Origin of the sequence: Nonomuraea polychroma (assembly GCF_004011505.1) — a bacterium.
Classification (GTDB): domain Bacteria; phylum Actinomycetota; class Actinomycetes; order Streptosporangiales; family Streptosporangiaceae; genus Nonomuraea; species Nonomuraea polychroma.
The window spans coordinates 11,219,628-11,239,299 of sequence record NZ_SAUN01000001.1; the positions used below are offsets into that span (position 1 = coordinate 11,219,628).

At 71.5% G+C, this 19,672-nt stretch carries 20 protein-coding genes; 11 read left to right on the forward strand and 9 right to left on the reverse strand.

What is annotated here, in order from left to right:
* Positions 1–34: 34 nt before the first annotated feature.
* Positions 35–397, forward strand: coding sequence for a nucleotide pyrophosphohydrolase (locus EDD27_RS52400; RefSeq protein ID WP_127940131.1), 363 nt, complete (start codon positions 35–37; stop codon positions 395–397).
* Between the two features lie 44 nt (positions 398–441).
* Here EDD27_RS52400 and EDD27_RS52405 read toward each other — a convergent pair whose 3' ends face one another.
* Positions 442–1,920 carry an MFS transporter gene (locus EDD27_RS52405; RefSeq protein ID WP_127940132.1) on the reverse strand — a complete coding sequence of 493 codons (1,479 nt, stop codon included), beginning with the start codon at positions 1,918–1,920 and terminating at the stop codon, positions 442–444.
* Between the two features lie 89 nt (positions 1,921–2,009).
* Here EDD27_RS52405 and EDD27_RS52410 point away from each other — a divergent pair, with 89 nt between their 5' ends.
* On the forward strand, positions 2,010–5,147 hold the full coding sequence (locus EDD27_RS52410) for an AfsR/SARP family transcriptional regulator (protein ID WP_127940133.1): 3,138 nt from the start codon (positions 2,010–2,012) through the stop codon (positions 5,145–5,147).
* Here the strand turns inward: EDD27_RS52410 and EDD27_RS52415 are convergent.
* Positions 5,116–5,562, reverse strand: a complete 447-nt coding sequence (locus tag EDD27_RS52415; RefSeq protein ID WP_127940134.1) for an SRPBCC family protein — start codon at positions 5,560–5,562, stop codon at positions 5,116–5,118. The genes EDD27_RS52410 and EDD27_RS52415 overlap by 32 nt on opposite strands.
* Before the next feature lie 123 nt (positions 5,563–5,685).
* Here EDD27_RS52415 and EDD27_RS52420 point away from each other — a divergent pair, with 123 nt between their 5' ends.
* Genes EDD27_RS52420 through EDD27_RS52430 form a run of 3 tightly spaced genes read left to right on the forward strand, consistent with a single transcriptional unit; the run spans position 5,686 to position 8,686 of the window.
* Positions 5,686–6,900, forward strand: coding sequence for an amidohydrolase family protein (locus EDD27_RS52420; RefSeq protein WP_127940135.1), 1,215 nt, complete (start codon positions 5,686–5,688; stop codon positions 6,898–6,900).
* Positions 6,901–6,918: 18 nt separating this feature from the next.
* A complete protein-coding gene (locus EDD27_RS52425; protein WP_127940136.1) occupies positions 6,919–7,953 on the forward strand; it encodes an alpha/beta hydrolase in 1,035 nt (344 codons plus the stop codon).
* Positions 7,954–7,996: 43 nt separating this feature from the next.
* Positions 7,997–8,686, forward strand: a complete 690-nt coding sequence (locus EDD27_RS52430) for a helix-turn-helix domain-containing protein (protein WP_241564722.1) — start codon at positions 7,997–7,999, stop codon at positions 8,684–8,686.
* Here EDD27_RS52430 and EDD27_RS52435 read toward each other — a convergent pair.
* Both EDD27_RS52435 and EDD27_RS52440 read right to left on the reverse strand, forming a co-directional pair.
* A complete protein-coding gene (locus EDD27_RS52435) occupies positions 8,670–9,323 on the reverse strand; it encodes an alpha-ketoglutarate-dependent dioxygenase AlkB family protein (RefSeq protein ID WP_479680946.1) in 654 nt (217 codons plus the stop codon). The genes EDD27_RS52430 and EDD27_RS52435 overlap by 17 nt on opposite strands.
* Before the next feature lie 106 nt (positions 9,324–9,429).
* Positions 9,430–10,626, reverse strand: coding sequence for an RNA-guided endonuclease InsQ/TnpB family protein (locus tag EDD27_RS52440; RefSeq protein ID WP_127940137.1), 1,197 nt, complete (start codon positions 10,624–10,626; stop codon positions 9,430–9,432).
* Between the two features lie 114 nt (positions 10,627–10,740).
* Here EDD27_RS52440 and EDD27_RS52445 point away from each other — a divergent pair, with 114 nt between their 5' ends.
* Entirely contained in the window at positions 10,741–11,553 is an 813-nt protein-coding gene (locus tag EDD27_RS52445) for an alpha/beta hydrolase (protein ID WP_127940138.1), read from the forward strand.
* A gap of 66 nt (positions 11,554–11,619) precedes the next feature.
* On the opposite strand, the gene EDD27_RS52450 is transcribed toward EDD27_RS52445, so the two are convergent.
* Positions 11,620–12,156 (reverse strand): hypothetical protein, encoded by a 537-nt coding sequence (locus EDD27_RS52450; RefSeq protein WP_127940139.1) that lies wholly within the window; start codon positions 12,154–12,156, stop codon positions 11,620–11,622.
* 183 nt (positions 12,157–12,339) lie between these two features.
* Between EDD27_RS52450 and EDD27_RS52455 the strand changes: the two genes are divergently transcribed.
* Positions 12,340–12,948, forward strand: a complete 609-nt coding sequence (locus EDD27_RS52455; protein WP_206642050.1) for a TIGR03086 family metal-binding protein — start codon at positions 12,340–12,342, stop codon at positions 12,946–12,948.
* A gap of 306 nt (positions 12,949–13,254) precedes the next feature.
* On the opposite strand, the gene recQ is transcribed toward EDD27_RS52455, so the two are convergent.
* Positions 13,255–15,072, reverse strand: coding sequence for a DNA helicase RecQ (gene recQ, locus EDD27_RS52460; RefSeq protein WP_127940140.1), 1,818 nt, complete (start codon positions 15,070–15,072; stop codon positions 13,255–13,257).
* Between the two features lie 57 nt (positions 15,073–15,129).
* Positions 15,130–16,314 carry an MFS transporter gene (locus EDD27_RS52465; protein ID WP_241564723.1) on the reverse strand — a complete coding sequence of 395 codons (1,185 nt, stop codon included), beginning with the start codon at positions 16,312–16,314 and terminating at the stop codon, positions 15,130–15,132.
* An 80-nt stretch (positions 16,315–16,394) separates the two neighbouring features.
* On the opposite strand from EDD27_RS52465, the gene EDD27_RS52470 reads away from it, so the two are divergent.
* The 4 genes from EDD27_RS52470 (at position 16,395) to EDD27_RS52485 (ending at position 18,696) form a co-directional block, all read left to right on the forward strand.
* The gene (locus EDD27_RS52470) at positions 16,395–17,156 is read left to right on the forward strand and encodes an SDR family NAD(P)-dependent oxidoreductase (protein WP_127940141.1); all 762 of its coding nucleotides are present in this window, start codon (positions 16,395–16,397) and stop codon (positions 17,154–17,156) included.
* A 28-nt stretch (positions 17,157–17,184) separates the two neighbouring features.
* The gene (locus EDD27_RS52475; RefSeq protein WP_127940142.1) at positions 17,185–17,430 is read left to right on the forward strand and encodes a type B 50S ribosomal protein L31; all 246 of its coding nucleotides are present in this window, start codon (positions 17,185–17,187) and stop codon (positions 17,428–17,430) included.
* A 3-nt stretch (positions 17,431–17,433) separates the two neighbouring features.
* Positions 17,434–18,381 (forward strand): DUF1152 domain-containing protein, encoded by a 948-nt coding sequence (locus tag EDD27_RS52480; protein ID WP_127940143.1) that lies wholly within the window; start codon positions 17,434–17,436, stop codon positions 18,379–18,381.
* 75 nt (positions 18,382–18,456) lie between these two features.
* Positions 18,457–18,696 carry a DUF3040 domain-containing protein gene (locus EDD27_RS52485; RefSeq protein ID WP_127940144.1) on the forward strand — a complete coding sequence of 80 codons (240 nt, stop codon included), beginning with the start codon at positions 18,457–18,459 and terminating at the stop codon, positions 18,694–18,696.
* On the opposite strand, the gene EDD27_RS52490 is transcribed toward EDD27_RS52485, so the two are convergent.
* On the reverse strand, positions 18,670–18,942 hold the full coding sequence (locus tag EDD27_RS52490) for a DUF6343 family protein (RefSeq protein ID WP_127940145.1): 273 nt from the start codon (positions 18,940–18,942) through the stop codon (positions 18,670–18,672). The two genes, EDD27_RS52485 and EDD27_RS52490, sit on opposite strands and share 27 nt — an antisense overlap.
* A gap of 13 nt (positions 18,943–18,955) precedes the next feature.
* On the reverse strand, positions 18,956–19,660 hold the full coding sequence (locus EDD27_RS52495) for a maleylpyruvate isomerase family mycothiol-dependent enzyme (RefSeq protein ID WP_127940146.1): 705 nt from the start codon (positions 19,658–19,660) through the stop codon (positions 18,956–18,958).
* Between the last annotated feature and the right edge of the window lie 12 nt (positions 19,661–19,672).

A 19,672-nucleotide genomic window follows, 5' to 3' on the forward strand; every position in this document is an offset into this window, starting at 1 on the left:
GGTCGAGGCCGGTGCGGGTCGGTAGGGTCGCGACGTGACGACGGAGCTGGAGCACCTTGCCGCACGCCTGCGCGAGTTCGCCCGGGTCAGGGACTGGGAGCAGTTCCACACGCCCAAGAACCTCGTGATGGCGCTGGCGGGTGAGGTGGGGGAGCTGGCGGCGGAGTTCCAGTGGCTCACCGCCGACGAGTCGCGGAGCCCGGATCCCGAGACGCTCGCCAGGATGCGTACGGAGCTGGGCGATGTGACGCTTTACCTGGTGCGGCTGGCCGATGTGCTGGGCGTGGACCTGATGGCGGCGGCGACGGCGAAGCTGGACGACAACGACCGTCGCTACGACGCCGACCTCTACCGGGGGTCGGCGAGGAAGGCGCCGCCCTCGGCGCGTGGTGACTGAGCCGCGACGCCTCTTGCGGCGGCGTGCCGCCTCGCGCCAAGGGGTCAGGCCGCGGCGTCGTGCCGTCGCAGGACGGCGATCGTGACGGCGGCCAGGCCGAGGAAGATGATCGCGCCGACCGCGGCCACCGTGTTGAGCCCGGTGGTGAAGGCGGCACGAGCCAGGTCGAGCACGTCCGGCAGGTCCCTCGCGGCGGTCACCGCGGCGGTGATGCTCTCGCGGGCCGCCTCCACCGGCAGCCGTTCGGGGAGCTCGCCCCGGTAGACGGCAGTGCCCAGGCTGCCCATGGCCGCCACGCCCACCGCGACGCCGAACTCGCCGCTCGTCTCCGACAACGACGCCGCCGACCCGGCCTTCTCCGGGGGCGCGGCCGTCATCATCACGCCGCTGCCCACGCCCATCGGCAGCGCGATGCCGGCGGAGGCCAGGACGAGACCGGTCACGAGCAGCCCGACACCCCTGACGCTCGGCACCTGCGTGTGCAGGAACAACCCCACGGCGCCCACCGCCAGCCCGGCCGCCATCACGTACGCGGCGCCGACGCGGCGCGCGATCGCCGGGGCGAGCGCCAGTGCCGCGATCATGGCTATGTTCTGCGGCACCAGCCACAACCCTGCCTCCAGCGGGGACAACGCCTGCACGGTCTGCAGGTACTGGGTGGTCATCAACGTCGTGCCGGCCATGACGACGCCGCCGAGCAACATGATCCCGAGCGTGGCGGCGAACGGGCGGTTGGCGAACAGGCGCAGGTCGAGCAGCGGGTCCGCGAGACGGCGCTGGCGGCGGACGAACATCACGCCGAACGCCGCTCCGGCGGCGATCGCCGCCGCGGCCGCCGGCTGCCAGCCGCTCCTGGCGACCTCCTTGAGCCCGTACACGACCGGCAGGATCGTCGCCAGCGACACGGCGACGCTGGCCAGGTCCATGCGGCCGGCGTTCGGGTCGCGGTACTCCGGCAGCAGCGTCCGGCCCGCCACCAGCACCAGCACCATGAACGGCACCCCCATCAGGAACACCGAGCCCCACCAGAAGTGCTCCAGCAGCAGCCCGCCCACCAGCGGGCCGACCGTCATGCCCAGCGTGAAGCAGCCGTACCAGAGCCCGATCGCGGTCCCCATCTGCTTGCCGTCCCTGAACATGTTCCTGATCAGCGCCAGCGACGACGGCAGCAGCGTCGCCCCGGCGATGCCGAGCAGCGCCCGGGCGGCGATGAGCATCTCGGCGCTCACCGAGTACGCGGCCGGCACGGAGGACGCCCCGAACGCCACCGCCCCGATCATCAGGAGCCTGCGCCGGCCGATCCTGTCGCCCAGCGTGCCCATGGTGACGAGGAAGCCGGCGAGCATGAACGAATAGATGTCCAGGATCCAGAGTTGTTGCGAGGCGGTGGCGCCCAGGCCGGCGCTGAGGTGCGGGAGCCCCAGGTAGAGCACGCTCAAGTCGATGGAGAGCAGCAGAGCCACGGAGGCCAGGACCGCGAGGCCGGCCCATTCCTTGCGCCCGGCGCGGACGTCGATGGTCATCTCGTTCCCCTTTCAGTTGCCTCCACCGTGCTCGACGGGCCTTCCGATGTTCTTTTCGCAGGCTTACGGCCGCACATAAGGTGACGAGCATGCGTTTTGGGGTGCTGGGCCCGCTGGGTGTGTGGACCGACGCCGGTGAGGTCGTCACGATCCCCGGACTCAAGGTCCGGGCACTGCTCGTCGACCTGCTCGTCCACGAAGGCCATCCGGTGTCCGTGGACCGGCTGGTCGAAGACCTGTGGGGCGAGGAGCCGCCGGGCAACCCGGCGGGCGCGCTGCAGGTACGCGTCTCGCAGCTGCGCAAGGCGCTCGAGGACGCCGAGCCCGGGGGCAAGAACCTCGTGGTCTCCCGCGCCCCCGGCTACCTGCTGCGCCCCGACCCCGGCGCCCTGGACGCCGAGCGCTTCGCGCATCTGCTGACGCAGGCCGAGGCCGCCGACAGCCCGCGGACGAAGGCCAGGCTGCTGGGTGAGGCGCTGGACCTGTGGCGGGGACCGGCGTACGCCGACTTCGCCGACGAGGAATACACCAGGTCGGCCATCGTCCGGCTGGAGGAGCAGCGGCTGTCGGCACTGGAGCAGCACGCCGAGGCACGGCTGGAGCTCGGCGAGCACGGGCTGCTCGTGGGGGAGCTCGGTGACCTGGTGGCCCGCCATCCGCTGAGGGAGCGGCTGCGTGCCGTGCACATGCGGGCGCTCTACCGTGCGGGGCGCCAGAGCGAGGCGCTGGCCAGCTACGGCGAGCTGCGCGAGCGGCTGGCCGACGAGCTCGGCCTCGACCCCGGTCCCGACGTGGTCGCCCTCCACCAGGCGATACTCGGGCAGGACCCGTCGCTGAGCGTGCCTGCCGACCGGCCGCTGACGAACCTGCCCGCCGCTCTCAGCAAGCTGATCGGCAGGGACGATGCCCTGGCCGAGGTGTGCGCGCTGGTCGGGGACGAACGGCTGGTGACGCTCACCGGCAGCGGCGGGGTCGGCAAGACCCGGCTCGCGCTGGAGGCGGCGAACCGGCTGCTGGACGGGTTCGCGGACGGCGCCTGGCTGGTCGAGCTCGACCAGGGGGTTCAGGCGGGGCTGGAGCAGGCCTCGCGCACCCCGGCGGAGGCGGTCATGACGGCTCTGGACATCAGGGAAGGCGCCGACGCGGCCGACGTGGCGGGGCAGCTCGTCGGCGCGCTCAGGCAGCGCCGCATGCTGCTCGTCCTCGACAACTGCGAGCACGTGGTCGAGCAGGTCGCCGAGCTGGCCGAGTCGCTCCTGCGGGCCTGCCCGGGCCTGCGGATCCTGGCCACCAGCAGGGAGCCGCTCGCCGTGGACGGCGAGGTGTTGTGGAGCGTGCCGCCGCTCGACGTGCCCGCCAGTGCCGACCTGACGGTCATGGCGCGTTCGGAGGCCGTCAGGCTGTTCGTGACCCGCGCCGCGGCCGCCGCCCGCGGCTTCGCGCTCGATGCCGGCAACGCGCAGGCCGTCGCCCAGTTGTGCCGGCGCCTGGACGGCATCCCGCTGGCTCTGGAGCTGGCCGCGACCCGGGTGCGCGCGCTCGGCGTGCACGGCGTGGTGGCCAGGCTGGACGACAGGTTCCGGCTGCTGGCCTCCGGACAGCGTGGCGCCCCGGCCCGCCAGCAGACGCTGACCGCGGTGATCGACTGGAGCTGGGAGCTGCTGTCCGACGAGGAGCGCCGCGTCCTGCGCCGCCTGGCGGCGCACGCCGAGGGGTGCACGCTGGAGGCGGCCGAGTCCGTCTGCGGGGAGCCGGGGCTCGACGTGCTCGACCTGCTGGCCAGGCTCGTCGACCGTTCGCTCGTGGTCGTGGTGGACACCCCGGCGGGGGTCAGATACCGGCTGCTGGAGTCGGTGTCGGCGTACTGTCTCGCCCGGTTGGCCGACGCGGGCGAGCTCGACCGGGTACGCCTCGCGCACCTGCGCCACTACCTGGCGCTCGCCGAACAGGCCGAGCCGAAGTTGTACGGGCATGAGCAGCGGGACTGGCTGCTGCGCCTGGACGCCGAGGCCGCCAACATGCGTACCGCGCTCGACACGGCGATCGCCCACGCGGACGGCGACGGCGCGGCCAGGCTGGCGAACGCGCTGACCTGGTACTGGTTCCTGCGCGGCAGGCTGGCCGAGGGCAGACGGTCGCTGGCCGCGGCCCTGTCCGTCCCCGGCGACCCCACCCCGGCCAGGGCCAGGGCGGCGGCCTGGCACGCCGGGTTCGCGCTCACGCTCGGCGAGCACGTCGAGTGGGGGCCCGCGCTGGAAGCCGTCGCCGACCCCGGCCAGCGGGCCAGAGCCGGGCTGTTCCTCGCCATGCACGTCCCCGACATGCCGACGGGACAGGAGCTGACCAGCCGGGCGCTGGCCACGTTCCGGGCCGTCGGCGACACGTGGGGCGTGGCCGCCGCACTGGCCAGGCAGGCGATGGACGCGTTCACGCGGCGGGACGTCGAAGCGCTGGAGCGGCTCGCAGGGGAGAGCGCCCGGCTGTTCACCGAGCTCGGCGACCATTGGGGCCTGCTGCGGGCGACGGAGTGGCTGGCGTCGGTGGCCGAGATGGCCTACGACGCCGAGCGTGCCAACCGGCTGTTCGGCGAGGGACTGCGGATGGCGGAGGACCTCGGCCTGTGGCCCCAGGTCGCCACGCACACCGCCTGGCTCGGCTGGGTCGCGATGGAGAGCGGCGAGTACGACCGCGCCGTCGAGCTCTGCGAACGGGCCAGGAAACTGGCCGCCGACCAGGGCTACAAGGACGGGGAGATCCAGGCGGAGATGGGCCTGGCCATCACCCTGCGCCGGACGGGCCGGCTGGACGAGGCTGAGACGATCTGGCTGCGCCTGCTGGAAGGCGCACGGCGCGGCCCGGCCATGTACCTGTCGGACGCGCTCACCGAACTCGGCCACATCGCGGAGATGCGCGGTGACAACGCGAAGGCCCTGGCGCTGCAGGCGGAAGCGCTGGAGGCCGCGCAGCGGCTCGGCGACCCAAGGGGGGCCACGTCCGTTGTCGAAGGCGCGGCCTCCGCCTCGGGGGCGACCGAGAAGGCCGCCAGGCTGCTCGGGCTGGCGGCCGCGGCCAGGGAACACCACCAGACGCCCGCGGGGCCCTGGGAACTGTCGGAGATCGAGCGGATCGCTGCCCAGGCGCGTGACGCGCTCGGCGAGGAGGCGTTCGCGGCCGCGTACGCCGAAGGCGCCGCCCTCAAGCTGGAGGACGCTCCGAAGCTGCTGTGAGGTGCTCGGCCAGGCGGTCGAAGAACTCCATCCAGCCGGTCAGCTCGACGTTCACGCCGTGCTGGTGGAAGCGCATCTCGGTCTTGCCGTCCACGTCCGCGAAGTCGATCGTCACCACCGACGCGGGCCCGTCGCCCGGCTCGTCCGGATCGCCGGTCGTGAACACCAGCCGCACGGGCTTGCGCACCTCGCGGTAGGTGCCGTCCACCGTCACCTCGAACCCCTCGTCGCCCATCAACGTGGCCCGCCAGACCCCGCCGGGCCACGCGTCCAGGGTCAGCCGGCCGACCGGCGTGGCCATCATCCGGGGCCCGAACCATTGGGAGAAGCGCTCCGGCTCGGTCCACGCGGCCCACACCAGGCCGAGCGGCGCGTCGAACACGCGGGTGAAGGCATAGTCGGCGGTCTGGCTCATCGCTGCCGTCCCTCGTAGAACTGGAATGTCGACGCTTCCAAAGTGCCGGGCCGCCCTTACGATCCCCTTCCCGCGCCCTTAAGCCCCATAGCGGACAGGGGCCCGTGTGGCAGGCTGGGGTGCATGCGGATCATTCGCGCCGACAGGGTGCTGACGGGGCGTCCCGGGGAGGTGATCCAGGGCGGCGAGGTCGCCGTGGACGGCACCGAGATCGTCTCCGTGGGGCCGCGCGGCAGTGCCGGCGACGCCGGCGAGGTGCTCGACCTGCCCGGCCACACCGTCCTGCCAGGCCTGATCGACGCGCACGTGCACCTCGGGTTCGACGCCAAGGTCGACCCGGTGGCGCGGCGCAGCGCCGAGAGCGACCACCACCTGCTGCTCCGCATGGCCGAGAACGCGCGCAAGCTCGTCTCCGCGGGTGTCACCACGGCCCGCGACCTCGGCGGCCGCGGCTTCCTCGACCTGGCGTTGCGTGACGCGATCGAGGAGGGCCTGGCCGTCGGCCCGCACCTCCTGGCCGCGACCAGGCCGATCACGATCACCGGCGGCCACTGCTGGTACATGGGCGGCGAGGCCGACGACGAACCCGCCATCCGCCGCGTCGCCAGGGAGAACCTCCGCGCCGGCGCCGACTGCCTGAAGGTGATGGTCTCGGGCGGCCAGATGACGCCTGGCGCGCCGCCGAGCTGGGTGCGCCAATACAGCACCGAGCAGATCCGCGCCGTCGTGGAGGAGGCCGCCACACGCGGCAAGGGCGTCGCCGCCCACGCCCACGCGCACGCCGCGATCCGCAGCTCGGTCGAGGCGGGCGTCGCCACCATCGAGCACTGCACGTTCCTGACCGCCGCCGGCCACCGCTACGACGCCGAGCTGGCCGACGTTGTCGCGGCCAGCGGCACGTACGTCTGCCCCACCGTGCACGGCGTGTTCTGGCGATTACGCGACACCTTCGGCTCCGAGATGTTCGACGCCTGGCTGGACGGGGTCGTCGCCATGCGGGCGGCCGGGGTGCGCCTCATCGCGGGCACCGACTCCGGGTTCGCCGCGGCGGACGTGCCCAACCCCACCGACGCGTACGTCGCCGGCCTGGAGGTGTTCGCGCACGCCGGGTTCGGCAACGCGGAGATCGTCGAGATGGCCACCGTCCGGGCCGCCGACGCCTGCGGGGTCGGCGCGGTGACCGGCACCCTGGAGGCAGGCAAACGAGCCGACCTCATCGCGGTGCGCGGCGACCCGCTCGACCGCATCGCCGACCTGCGTAACCTCGCACTCGTCCTGGTTTCCGGACGCGCCGTCACCCAGACCGGGGTGGACACGGTGACCTCGTCCGTCGGCTGAGCCCTGGAGGGAAATCCCATGCTGCCCTGGTCCGCCGATCTGGCCGGCCGTCTCGACCACCACGTGATCGACAGCGCCCTGCTGCGTGACAACCCTCTGGGCGACCCGCACGAGCGGCCGCTGCTCGTTTACGTGCCGCCCGGCTACGATGACGCGCCCGAGCGCCGCTACCCGACCGTCTACGTGCTGCTCGGCTACACCGGCCACGTCACGATGTGGCTGAACCGGGCGCCCTTCCGCCAGCCGTACCCGGAGCTGGCCGACGCCGTGTTCGCGAACGGCGAGGCGCCGCCGGTGATCGTCGTGTACGTGGACGCGTGGACCGCGCTCGGCGGCAGCCAATACCTGGACTCGCCCGCCACCGGCCGCTACCACTCCTACCTGCGCGACGAGGTCGTGCCGTGGGTGGACACCCACTACCGCACGATCGCCGACCGCGATCATCGCGCGGTCACCGGCAAGTCGAGCGGCGGGTACGGCGCCATGGTGACCGCCATGCTGGCGCCGGACGTCTTCGGCGCCCTCGCCACGCATGCCGGAGACGCGTTGTTCGAGGTCAGCGCGCAGCGGTCGTTCCCCGAACTGGCGCGCAGGCTGCGGGACATGTACGACGGCTCGTACGTCAAGTTCCTCGCCGACTTCCGCAGCCGGCTCGCCGGCACCAAGGAGGGCGACCTGGAGCTGCTGGAGATGTACGCCTACGCGGCCGCGTACTCGGCCGACGAGGACGGCGCCGTGCACCTGCCGTTCGACGACATCGGCGCGCTCGTGCCGGAGGTGTGGCGGCGCTGGCTGGACCACGATCCCGTCGTGATGGCCCGCGAGCCGAAGTACGCCGCGGCACTGCGGTCGATGCGGGCCATCTGGGTGGATGCCGGCAACAAGGACGAGTACTTCCTGGACTTCGGCGCGGTCGCGTTCCGCCGGGCACTCGAGGCGGCCGGCGTACCGGACGAGCGGGTGTATTTCGAGCTCTTCGACGCCGGGCACGGCGCCATCGAATACCGGTACCCGCTCGCCCTGGCCTGGCTCGCCCGCCGCCTGTCCGAATGAGGGCCGGTGGTGGCTCGCCGCCCGCCGCCGTTAGGCTGCCCCGGTGGACACAGCGGAATTGAAGAAGCAGGTACGCGAGCTGCGCGCCCAGGGCCGCTCCCCGAAGGAGATCGCCCGCGCCCTCAAGGTGCCGCCGTCCGTCGTGGCGCCGCTGGTACGGGAGATCGCCGCGGAGACGACGGAAACCGGCGAGCCCGAGGTGGTCGGCTGCTGGATCAACGTCGGCTGGAGCGCCGGGCTCGGCGTGGACCCGGCACGCGGGTGGGCCGACGAGGCGCCGGAGGCGGGCACGGAAGGCCTGGTGAGCGTGCTGGTGGCCCGGCGGCACACCTGGGACCGGGTGACGGTCTGCGGCTACCTGGCCGACGTCTTCTGCCTGGGCGTGAAGAGCGCCATGGGCCCCGACGTGATGGACGACCGCGAGCTGCGGCGCTTCCGCGAGTTCTTCTTCGGCGAATACGCCGGCTGGCAGGAGGTGCCGATCGAGCTGGCCAGGCACCTGGTGTACGGGTCCGTGGACTACGCCCGCACGCTCGGGTTCGAGCCGCACGAGGACTTCGGGCCGGCGTCCGACGCGCTGGGCAAGTGGGAGGGCGGCTCGTCGATCACCTTCGGGCGCGACGGCAAGCCCTTCTACATGGAGGGGCCGGACGACGACGCCGCCAAGGTGCTGCGGATCCTGCGGCGCACGCTCTCCGACGACGACTTCGACTTTGTCACCGGAGGCCGGTGACCCGCATCGTGATGTTGAGCCGGCCGGAGGCGAGACCGGTGGCCGGGTCGCCCGTCCCCGGATAGACCTTGGGCACGCCGTGGTAGGCCAGGCGCGACGGGCCGCCGAACACGAACAGGTCGCCTGAGGCCAGCTCCACGTCCGTGTACGGCTTGCCGCGCGTCTCGGTGTTGCCGAAGCGGAACAGGCAGGTGTCGCCGATGCTGAGCGACACCACCGGCTCGTCGGACTTCTCGTCCTTGTCCTGATGCATGCCCATCTTGGCCTGGCCGTCGTAGAAGTTGATCAACGCGGTGTCGGGCGCGTAGTCGTCGCCGGGCCGGCCGTAGGCGTCGGCAACGGCCCGCCGGCCGAGCTCGCCGAGCCAGTCGGGGAAGTCGGCCACCTTGCGTCCGTTGACGTCGTGGGCCAGGCGGGTGTAGCGGTACGGCTGCCAGTGCCAGCCCACGCACACCGTCTGCACGGACATGACACCGCCTCCGGGCAGCACCGTGTGCCGCATCGGCACCGGGCCCCTGGCCCATGCGCGGCAGGCCCGGACCAGGCGTTGCTGCTCCTCCAGCGCGAGCCAGCCGGGCAGGTGCACCGCTCCGGGCGCGATCTCCCTCATCGGCAACGGGATCATCACAGCCTTCAGCGTATGCCGGTTGTCGGTGGCGAGCGGTCGACGTAGGCTCGCCGACATCTCGATCGAGGATTGACATCCTCCCCCTCGTAAATGAGGGGGATTCCAACCCACCCACTCAAGCTGAGAGGAAGACAGGTTGAGGTTCGCGGTGCACCGGCCCGGCAACCCGTGGCCCTTCCCGCGCAGACACGGCATGCCCTGCCGCGTGTTCGATGTTGCGAGCCGCGTTCACATCGGCGTTGTCGGCGTATCCGCAGGACCGGCAGCGGAAGACGGCTTGGCTCTCGCGCGCCTCCCGATCCACGATCCCGCACGCCGAGCACCGCTGACTCGTGTGCGCGGGGCTGACTTTCACCGCCCGGCCTGGGGCCTTGTGCTCCAGGCGTTCAACGAGCCGGCCCCAGCCAGAAGCGAGAATGACTCGGTTGAGGCCGGCCTTTTGCCGGACGTTGCGCCCGGGCTCGGCACGGGTGCCCTTCGCCGACCGCGTCATGTCTCTGATCTTCAAGTCTTCCACGGCGATCAGATCGAAACGGCGGGCCAGATCGGTGGAGGTCTTCTCCACCCAGTCCTTGCACCGGTCCGTCTCCCGCGCCCTCAGGTGGGCGATGGCCCGCTTGATCCTGGCCCGACGTTTCGATCCGCGTGTGGCCCTGGCCAGTTTGCGCAGCAGCCGCGACAGACGTCTCTTCTCCGTTTGCCGCAGCGTTGGAGCGTTCAGCATCTCACCAGTGGACAGTGCCGCGCTGACGGCCACGCCGCGGTCCACCCCCACCGCCGCGCCCGTGCCAGGTGCTGGGATCGGGCTGGGGATGGCGGCGAATGCCACGTGCCAGCGGCCGGAGGCGTCCCGGGTGATGCGAAACGACTTCACGCCGTCGGGAACAGCGCGGGACCAACGGAACCGCACCCATCCCACCTTGGGAATCTTCACCTCGCCGACGTTGTGGGAGAGGCGGCGCACATCCCAATGCCGGCCCCGCTTGCCAACGATGCGAAACCCTTCGCTCCGCCTTCGCTTGCGCCATGTCGGCTTGCGGTGGGTGCCGGCGAAGAAGTTCGCCATCGCCTGGGCGAAGTCCTTCAGGGCCTGTTGCTGGACGATGATCGATCCCGCGCGCAACCAGGCGAACTCCGCCCGTGCTTCGGTCAGTTGGCGGCACTGTTCGGCGAACCCGGGCACGCTCTGACGGCCCGGCCGCCAATGCCCATGCTGCTCAACCGCCAAATTCCACACGAATCGAGCGTGCCCGCAATGCTCGGCCAGCGCCGCCTCCTGAGCAGGGGTGGGCTGCAGCCGGTAACGGGACATGACCAGAAGATTACCGACCGCCACCGACAAACGGGAGACGAAAATGGCCCACCCTTCCGCGTTTCCTCCCTGCACTGAAGAGCGGGGCATCCACACGGCAGGTGATCAGTGAGTATGGCCGAGTCGCGAGAGCACACCTTCACCGGCGTCCGAGGACTCAACACGGTCCGCGAATGGCCCAACGACGAGCCCCGCTATGTGGTCATCCTGATCCACGGCTACGGCGAGCACATCGGCCGCTATGAGCACGTGGCCGACCGGCTCGTCCGGCACGGCGCCGCCGTCTACGGGCTCGACCACGTCGGCCACGGCAGGTCGGAGGGCGACCGGGTGCTGATCGAGGACTTCGAGGACGTGGTCACCGACGTGCACGCGGTCGAGGAGCGCGCCAGGGCGGACCACCCCGGCGTACCCGTCGTGGCGATCGGCCACTCGATGGGCGGCATGATCGCCGCCCGCTACGCCCAGCGGTACGGCACGGGCCTGGCCGCGCTCGTGTTGTCCGGCCCGGTGATCGGCGAGTGGGAGGTGCTCCCCGCGCTGCTTGCCCTGGAGGAGATCCCCGACATCCCCATCGATCCGGCCACCCTGTCCCGCGACCCGGCGGTGGGAGCGGCGTACGCCGCTGACCCGCTGGTGTGGCACGGGCCGTTCAAGCGCGCCACGCTGGAGGCGTTCGCCACGACGCTGACGGCGATCGCCAAGGGCGGCACGTTCGGGGCGCTGCCCACGTTGTGGGTGCACGGGGAGGACGACCAGCTCGTGCCGCTCGGGCCCAGCAGGGGCGGGATCGACGCCGTGCGGGGGACCGACCTGACCGAGCGGATCTACCCGGGTGCCAGGCACGAGGTGTTCAACGAGGTCAACAAGGACGAGGTCCTGGACGACGTCACCGCCTTCGTGGACCGCGCCCTCGCGGGCCGCTGACGGCCGAGCAGCCGGTGCCCGTCGCGGGCCGCTGACGGCCGAGCAGCCGGTACCCTTCGCAGGCCGCTAACGGACGAGCAGCCAGGCGTGGCCTGAGCCGCGTGTGCGGGTCAGCTCGATCTTCCAGCAGCCGGGCTTCGGGAAGACGAACCCCGTGCCCCACTCCTGGCCGGGCCGCCGCCAGCTCGAGCCGTCATGCTGCTCAGGACCCCACGCGAGCCTGGCCCGCGTGCCGTCCGGCAGCTCGGCCTTGACCTGCAGCGGGCCCTCGCCGGTCATCCGCCACACGATCTTGACTTCCGCGCCACGGGGGAGCGGCGGCGGCCCCTTGGCGAACAGCAGTCCCCACAACTCAGCTCCCTTCGCCGTGCCCCGCACCTCGGGGAACCCTTGCCCCAGGAACACCGGCGTCCCGTTGCACCCGGCCCCGGCGACGACGCGACCAGGGCCGGCGGACGAGCGCGGACTCGTGACCGAACCGGGGCTCGCAAGCGTGCCCTTGTCGGCCGCCGAGGGCGTCCGCGCCGCAGGCTGCTCGCCACCGGCGCCACACCCGGCAACCGCCGCACCCAGCACCAGCAGTGGCGCCACCATCCGTCTCATCGCACCTCCTCGCCCGTACTTACTCCGCACGACCGCTGGAGGTTCCGCCACCGGCAGAGGGCCGGAGCCCCGGGGCCGTCTGAGCGTACGACGCGCCGCCTCCCCGCGACGAGGGCCGAAGAAGTCACCCCCGAGCCGATGATTTTCCGCCCGCGTCGGGGTCTCCACCTTCAAGGAGGCGATATGAACGGCGAGTCGAGAATGGCGCTCAAGGCCGGCGTGGCACTGCTGGAGCGGGCGATCGACTACACGCTCGGCAGCCTTCGTGTCGTGACCCCGGCCGCCCTCTGCCGTCCCACCCCGTGCGCCGGCTGGACCCTGGAACGGCTGCTCGATCACGTGACGGACTCCCTCCACACCCTGAACGAGGCCGCCACCGGCCACGTCGGCCCGCACCCCAGGAGAACCGCCCGGAGGCGGCATGCCCAAGGCGGCAACCCGGCCCTGCTCCTCAGGGACGACGCCACCGAGGTCCTCGGCACCTGGGCGGGCACACTCGCCGGCGATCTGATCTTCGTACACGACCGCCACCTGACCACCCCGATGGTGGCCGTGGTCGGCGCCATCGAGATCGCCGTGCACGGCTGGGACGTGGCCAGGACCTGCGGCGAGCACCGCCCGATCCCGCCCCTGATGGCCGAGGAACTGCTCGACCTCGTCCCGCTGTTCGTCACTCAGGCCGACCGCCCGGACCGTTTCGCCGCGCAGGTGACCGTCCCCGCGTACGCGCCCGCTCAGAACCGTCTGCTCGCCTATCTCGGCCGCGACCCGAACTGGCCGTCGTGCACGTAACTTAACTGGTCAGTACCCCTGCCCCGGTCGGGCACGTCCTGCGCGCACACCGTACGATCCTCGTGTACCTGGTGCTCCGGGATCCCGCGAACCCGCGACGGCTCGTCCGATACGGTGAGAAGATCGTGAGCGGGCCCACCCGCCGCGCCAGGAGCCGACAACACACGTCCGGCCGGTCGATCGGCGGCGCGCGGGGCATCGGACCGCCGCGACCAGGCCGACCAACGTGGTGGCGACGACCGTTCTTCGTGCGGCCGTCGCCACCACCACGCCCCCGCGTCAGGTGCCGTCGCCACCACGCCCGCGTCAGGTGTCGGCGTCGGCCAGTGCTTCGAGGACCTGCTCGCCGTATTTCGCCAGCTTGTTGTCCCCGACCCCGTTCACCGAGCTGAGCTCCGCCAGTGTCGACGGTGACCGGGTGGCGATCTCGCGGAGCGTGGCGTCGTGGAAGATGACGTACGCCGGAACCCCCTGCTCCTTCGCGACGCCGGCCCGCCAGGCCCGCAGGCGCTCGAAGACCGGGGCGGCCTCCGCCGGGAGCTCGACGGCGGCCGATCGTCCCTTGGCAGAAGCGGCCACCTTGGCGCGGGCCGGGCGCAGGGTGTCGCGGCGCAGCAGCACCTCGCGCTGCCCGCGCAGCACCGCCGCGCTGTCGTCCGTGAGCACCAGAGCACCGTGGTCAGGCTCCACCGCCAGCAACCCCTGCGCCAGGAGCTGCCGCACCACCCCGTGCCACTCCGCGTTGCCCAGGTCGGCTCCCACACCGAACACGGTCAACGTGTCGTGCCCGTGCTGCAGCACCTTGGCGGTCTTCTTGCCGAGCAGGATGTCCACCACCTGTCCGACCCCGAACTTCTGCCGCCGCTCACGCGCCAGCCGCAACACCGTCGAGAGCACCTTCTGGGCCGGGACCGTGCCGTCCCACGACTCGGGCGCCGCCTGGCAGGTGTCGCAGTTGCCGCACGGCTCGGAGCCCTGCTGCCCGAAGTAGTCCAGCAACATCACCCGGCGGCACCCGACGGTCTCGCACAGCGCCAGCATGGCGTCCAGGTGCAGGACCTGACGGCGGCGGTGGGCGTCGTCCCCCTCCATGGCCATGCGCCGGTGCTGGACGACGTCGTGCAGCCCATATGCCATCCACGCGGTCGCCGGCAACCCGTCGCGACCCGCCCGCCCGGTCTCCTGGTAGTAGCCCTCCACCGACTTGGGCAGGTCGAGATGGGCGACGAAGCGGACGTCCGGCTTGTCGATGCCCATCCCGAAGGCGATCGTGGCCACCACGATCAGCCCGTCCTCCCGCAGGAAGCGGGCCTGGTGCGTGGCTCGGGTGCGGGCGTCGAGCCCCGCGTGGTACGGCACCGCCGCGATGCCGTTGTCCACCAGGAACTCGGCGATCTTCTCGACCGAGGAACGCGACAGGCAGTAGACGATGCCGGACTCGCCCGGATGCTCGGTGCGCAGGAACTCCAGCAACTGCCGTTTGGGCTCGCTCTTGGTCGTGATGCGGTAGTGGATGTTGGGCCGGTCGAAGCTGGCCACGAAGTGGCGGGCCTGCTCAAGGCCGAGTCGGGAGGAGATCTCCGCGTGCGTGGCCGGGGTGGCGGTCGCGGTCAGCGCGATGCGCGGCACCTCCGGCCAGCGCTCGTGCAGCTCGGAGAGCGCGAGGTAGTCGGGGCGGAAGTCGTGGCCCCACTGCGCCACGCAGTGCGCCTCGTCGATGGCGAACACCGAGATGTCGCCCTTGGCCAGCAGCCGCATCGTGGCCTCCACGCGCAGCCGCTCGGGGGCGAGGTAGAGAAGGTCGAGCTCGCCGGCCAGGAACTCGGCCTCCACCAGCTGGCGCTCGCCGAAATCCTGCGTCGAGTTGAGGAACCCGGCCCGCACGCCGAGCGCCCGCAACGCGTCGACCTGGTCCTGCATCAGCGCGATGAGCGGGGAGATGACCACACCCACGCCGGGGCGCACCAGGGCGGGGATCTGATAGCAGAGCGACTTGCCGCCGCCGGTCGGCATGAGGACGAGCGCGTCGCCGCCGGCCACGACGTGATCGATGATCTCCTGCTGACCCGCACGGAACGAGTCGTAGCCGAACACGCGGTGCAGAACCTGGGAGGCGGTATCCATGCGGCTACCTTACGTGATCGTGGGGGAACGGATCGTAAGTTCGCGGAGGGCGATCCGCTAGGTCGCGGCAGGGGACCTATCGTAGGCCACCAGCGACAGCGCCCCGAGTACGCAGGCCGCAGCCACCGCCGCCATGACCGCCGGATACCCGGCGAACTGCGCGATCCCGGCCGCCATCAACGGCGCGACCGCCTTGGCCACGGTGATCGGCAGCGTGAGTGCCCCGCTCAACGACGCGTACGCGGCGGTGCCGTACCGGTCGGCGAGCAGAGCGGGCCGGGCGATCGTCGCCACCCCGAAGCCAAGCCCGAACAGGACCACCGCCGCCACGGCCCCCGCCACGCTTCGCCCGACCAGCGGCAGCAGCACCGCCGCCAGCCCCTGCAGCCCGAACATCACCGCCGTGATCGGCGCCACCCGCCAGCGCGCCTGCAGCCCCGTGGTGACCAGCCGGCCGGTCACCGAGAGCACGCCCAGCAGCCCCGCCACGCTCGCCGCGAACAGCGGCGGGTGCCCCAGCGTGATCAGGTACGTGACCAGCAGCACGCCCATGACCGCCACCGCCCCGGTATGGGTGAGGAACCCGGCGGCCAGCAGCCAGAAGGGCCGCTCCCGCAAGGCGGCGCCGACGATCTCGCCCCGGTTCACGTGGGGCGGCGCCCGGCGGCTCCGCACCGCCAGGCCGTGCAGGGGCACGGCGGTCAGCGCGTACCCGGCGGCGAGAACGACCAGCGCCTGCCGCCACCCGTACCGCTCGACGAGGAACCCGGTCAGCGGCAGGAAGATGCTGGAGGCGAACCCGGCGACCACAGTGACGGCCAGCAGCGCCCGCGCCCGCCGCGCCGCGTCGAACCAGGCCACGATCACCGCGAACGCGGCCTCGTACAAGACCATGGCCGACGCAACGCCGAGCACCGCGCACACGAGGTACAACTGCGCCACGGAGCTCACTTGCGACCACGCCAGCACCGCGGCCGCGCCCAGCGCGGAGCCGACCGTCATCAGCCCGCGAGCGCCGTGCCGGTCCAGCCAGCGGCCGATGACGGGCGCCACGACGCCCGACACCAGGACGGCCAGCGTGATCGCCCCGGTGAGCTGCGCGATCCCGGCGTTGAGGTCGCGGGACATCGGCGGAATGAACACCGCGAAGGCGTAATAGAGCACGCCGTACCCGGCGGTCTGCGTGATCGCGAGTGCGCCGATCATGCGCGCGGGCGACTTCGGGCCGGGAGCGGCGATCACGTCACGGATCGTTCCCGTTCACCAGCCTGAAATACGGTGATAAAGGTCACGCCCCTCGAGGCGAGCGCGACCATGGACTCATGAGTTCTTCCTATGTGGTCACCGGTGGCGGGCGGGGCATCGGCAAGGCCGTGGTCGAAAGGCTGCTCGGTGAGAAGAACACCGTGGTCGCCATCGAACGCGACCCCGACGCCCTCGCCTGGGCCGGCCCCAGGGTGATGCCCGTGATCGGCGACGCGGCCGACGAGGAGGTCGCCGCCTGGGCCGCCGACCTGGCCCAGGAATCGGGCACGCTGAGGGGCTGGGTCAACAACGCCGCCGTGTTCCGTGACGCCTCCGTCCACGCCTCACCGATCGCCGAGGTGCGGGCGCTGATCGCGGCGAACCTGGACCTGGCGGTCGTGGGCTGCGCCACCGCCGTGCGCCACTTCCTCGCCGCCGGCATCCCGGGCGCCATCGTCAACGTCACCTCACACCAGGCCACCCGAGCCGTGCCGGGCAGCCTCCCGTACGCGACCGCGAAGGCCGCCACCGAGGGCCTGACCAGGGCGCTGGCCGTCGAGTACGGCAGGCGCGGCATCAGGGTCAACGCCGTCGCCCCAGGCACGGTGGCCACCGAACGCTACGAGTCCTTCCTGGCCTCCCGGACTCCGGAGGAGGCCGCGGCCGTCGAAGAGCAGCTGGCCGCGCTCCACCCCCTGGGACGGGTGGCCACCCCTGGCGAGGTCGCCGCCGTGGTGGCGTACCTGCTGTCGGACGAGGCCGCCTTCGTCAACGGCGCGACCGTCCCGGTGGACGGCGGTCGGACGGTGCTGGGGCTCGATCCCGAAGCCAGGGAATGAAAACCGTTGTCGTATGGTTGGGCGGGTCATGAAGAAGAACCTGCACCCCGCGTACGGTCCCGTGGTCTTCCGCGACCCCAGCGCCGGCTTCGCCTTCCTCACCCGCTCCACCCTGACCAGCGACAGGACGATCGAGTGGGAGGACGGCAAGACCTATCCGGTCGTCGACGTGGACGTGTCGTCGGCCAGCCACCCCTTCTACACCGGCAAGGGCCGCATCCTCGACACCGCCGGTCGCGTCGAACGCTTCAAGCAGCGATACGGCAAAATCTGACGCATGCTCGACTCGCCCCTGTCCGCCCGCCTCGAGGCCTCCGAAAGGATCCTCGTCGCGGGAGCGGGCGGGGGCTTCGACGTCTACGCCGGGTTACCGCTTGCCCTCGCACTGCGCGACCAGGGCAAGGAGGTCCACCTGGCCAACCTGTCGTTCAGCCGCCTGGAGTCACTGGACATCGACGCCTGGCTGGACGAGGACGTCGCCGTCATAGGCCCGGACACGGCCTCCCGCGACTGGTATTTCCCCGAGCGGGCCCTCGCCCGCTGGCTGGACGCGCAGGGCCTGCCCGCGACCGTGTACGCCTTCCCCAAGGTCGGCGTGCGGCCGCTGCGTGCCGCCTACGCACGGTTGATCGGCCGGCTCGGCGTCGACACGATCGTCCTGGTGGACGGCGGCACCGACATCCTCATGCGTGGTGACGAGGCCGGTCTCGGCACGCCGGTCGAGGACATGGCCAGTCTCGCCGCCGTGCACGGACTGGACCTGCGGGAGAAGATCGTCGCCTGCCTCGGGTTCGGCGTCGACGCCTATCACGGTGTCAACCACGTACAGGTCCTGGAGAATCTCGCGGCGCTGGAGCGCGACGGCGCCTACCTGGGCGCGTTCTCGTTGTCCAGGGCCACGAAACCGGGCGCGCTCTACCTGGACGCGGTCGCCCACGCCCGATCCGAGATGCCGGACTACCCCAGCATCGTGAACGGCTCGATCGCGGCCGCGGTGCGCGGTGAGTTCGGTGACGTACGTTTCACCGCGCGGACGCGCGGCAGCGAGTTGTTCATCAATCCACTCATGGCCCTCTATTTCGCGGTAGATCTCGACGGGCTGGCCCGCCGCTCGCTCTATCTGGAGCGCATCGAGGACACCGTGCTGGCACGGCAGGTCGCCGCCGTAATAGCGGCGTACCGGGACGAGATCCGGCCCCGCCCGCCCAAGGCGTTCCCCCACTAGAAGCGGCGGGCATGCCCCGCCTACTGGTGGGTACATGGATTTCACCGGCGTGAGAGCAGCAGCAGTGGTGGTGTGATGGGTCTCTCTGGAAGGGAACGCCGCATCCTCGCCCAGATCGAGCAGCAGCTCGAGCGGGAAGATCCCGAGCTGGCCAAGCGTGTGGAGGCCATCAACAGGATCGAGGCGGGCGGGGACCTCTTCCCGCAGGCGTACGGTGATCGGATGCGCATGTGGGCGCTGACGCACGTCTGGCTGATCTTCACGGTGGGCGCTGTGGTGATCCTGCTCCTACTGGTCGCGGTGCTGACCACCTGAAGGCTGCTGACCACCTGAACGGCGGCGCCGTAGCATGGCCAGGTCGATGGCGGCGACGACGGCCACCACGGCGGCGATCGCGGCCTCCCAGCGCCAGACCTGCTCTCCCGTGCTCATGGCGATGATCACGAAGACCACCGCCGCCACGACGCCGAGCACCAGCGCCACCAGGGACAGGATCCGCCGGGCACGCAACGGGCTACGCGCGCTCAGTGGCTCCGTGCCTTCACGGTTACGCAGCCACATGATCAAGCTCCTCTCAGGCCAGGCACCTCAGGGCCGCGGTGATGCGCGGGTCGAGCCCGTGCGAGTCCGGCACCCGCCCGACCGTGGCCTCCACGAACTCCGGGTACGACAGCGTCGCCGTGATGCCGTCCAGCGCCACCCACATGTACTCGGCCGTCTGCTCGACCTGCACCTTGGCGTCCTGCTCCGCCAGCACGAACCGCCCCACCGCCACCCGCCAGAACGTCCTGTCGTCGGCCTCGTCCTCGGACACGGGCGCGCCGACGTCGTCGGCGTGGGTGGCGTACTCGGAGTCGTAGTGGAAGGCCTGCAACCCGTTGGGGTACGGCCCGGCCATCGTGTCGAGCATGGCGTCGCGGCCGAGCTCCCGCATGCGCCGCCGCGTCTCGCCGTTCTTGACCCGCCACTCCTCCAGCACCTCTTCGACGGGAAGGTCGCGGCGTTCGCGCACGCACCACTCGTTGAAGTCGTTGAACCCGCTCACGCCCTCGTCGGCCAGCCGGTCCATCAGCTCCTGCACGGTCCCGTCCAGGCAGGCGTGGTTGTACGCCTCCTCGCCCGCCAGATGCGCCAGCACGTCGCGGACCGACCAGCCCGCGCAGCGGGACGGCCGCCTCCACCCGCTCTCGCCGAGGCCGCCGAAGAACCGGTCGAGCCTGGCCGCCTCGGCGTCGAAGATGTCGAACGGGTCATAGTCTCTGAGCAGGTCCTCAGCCATACTCGGACGCTA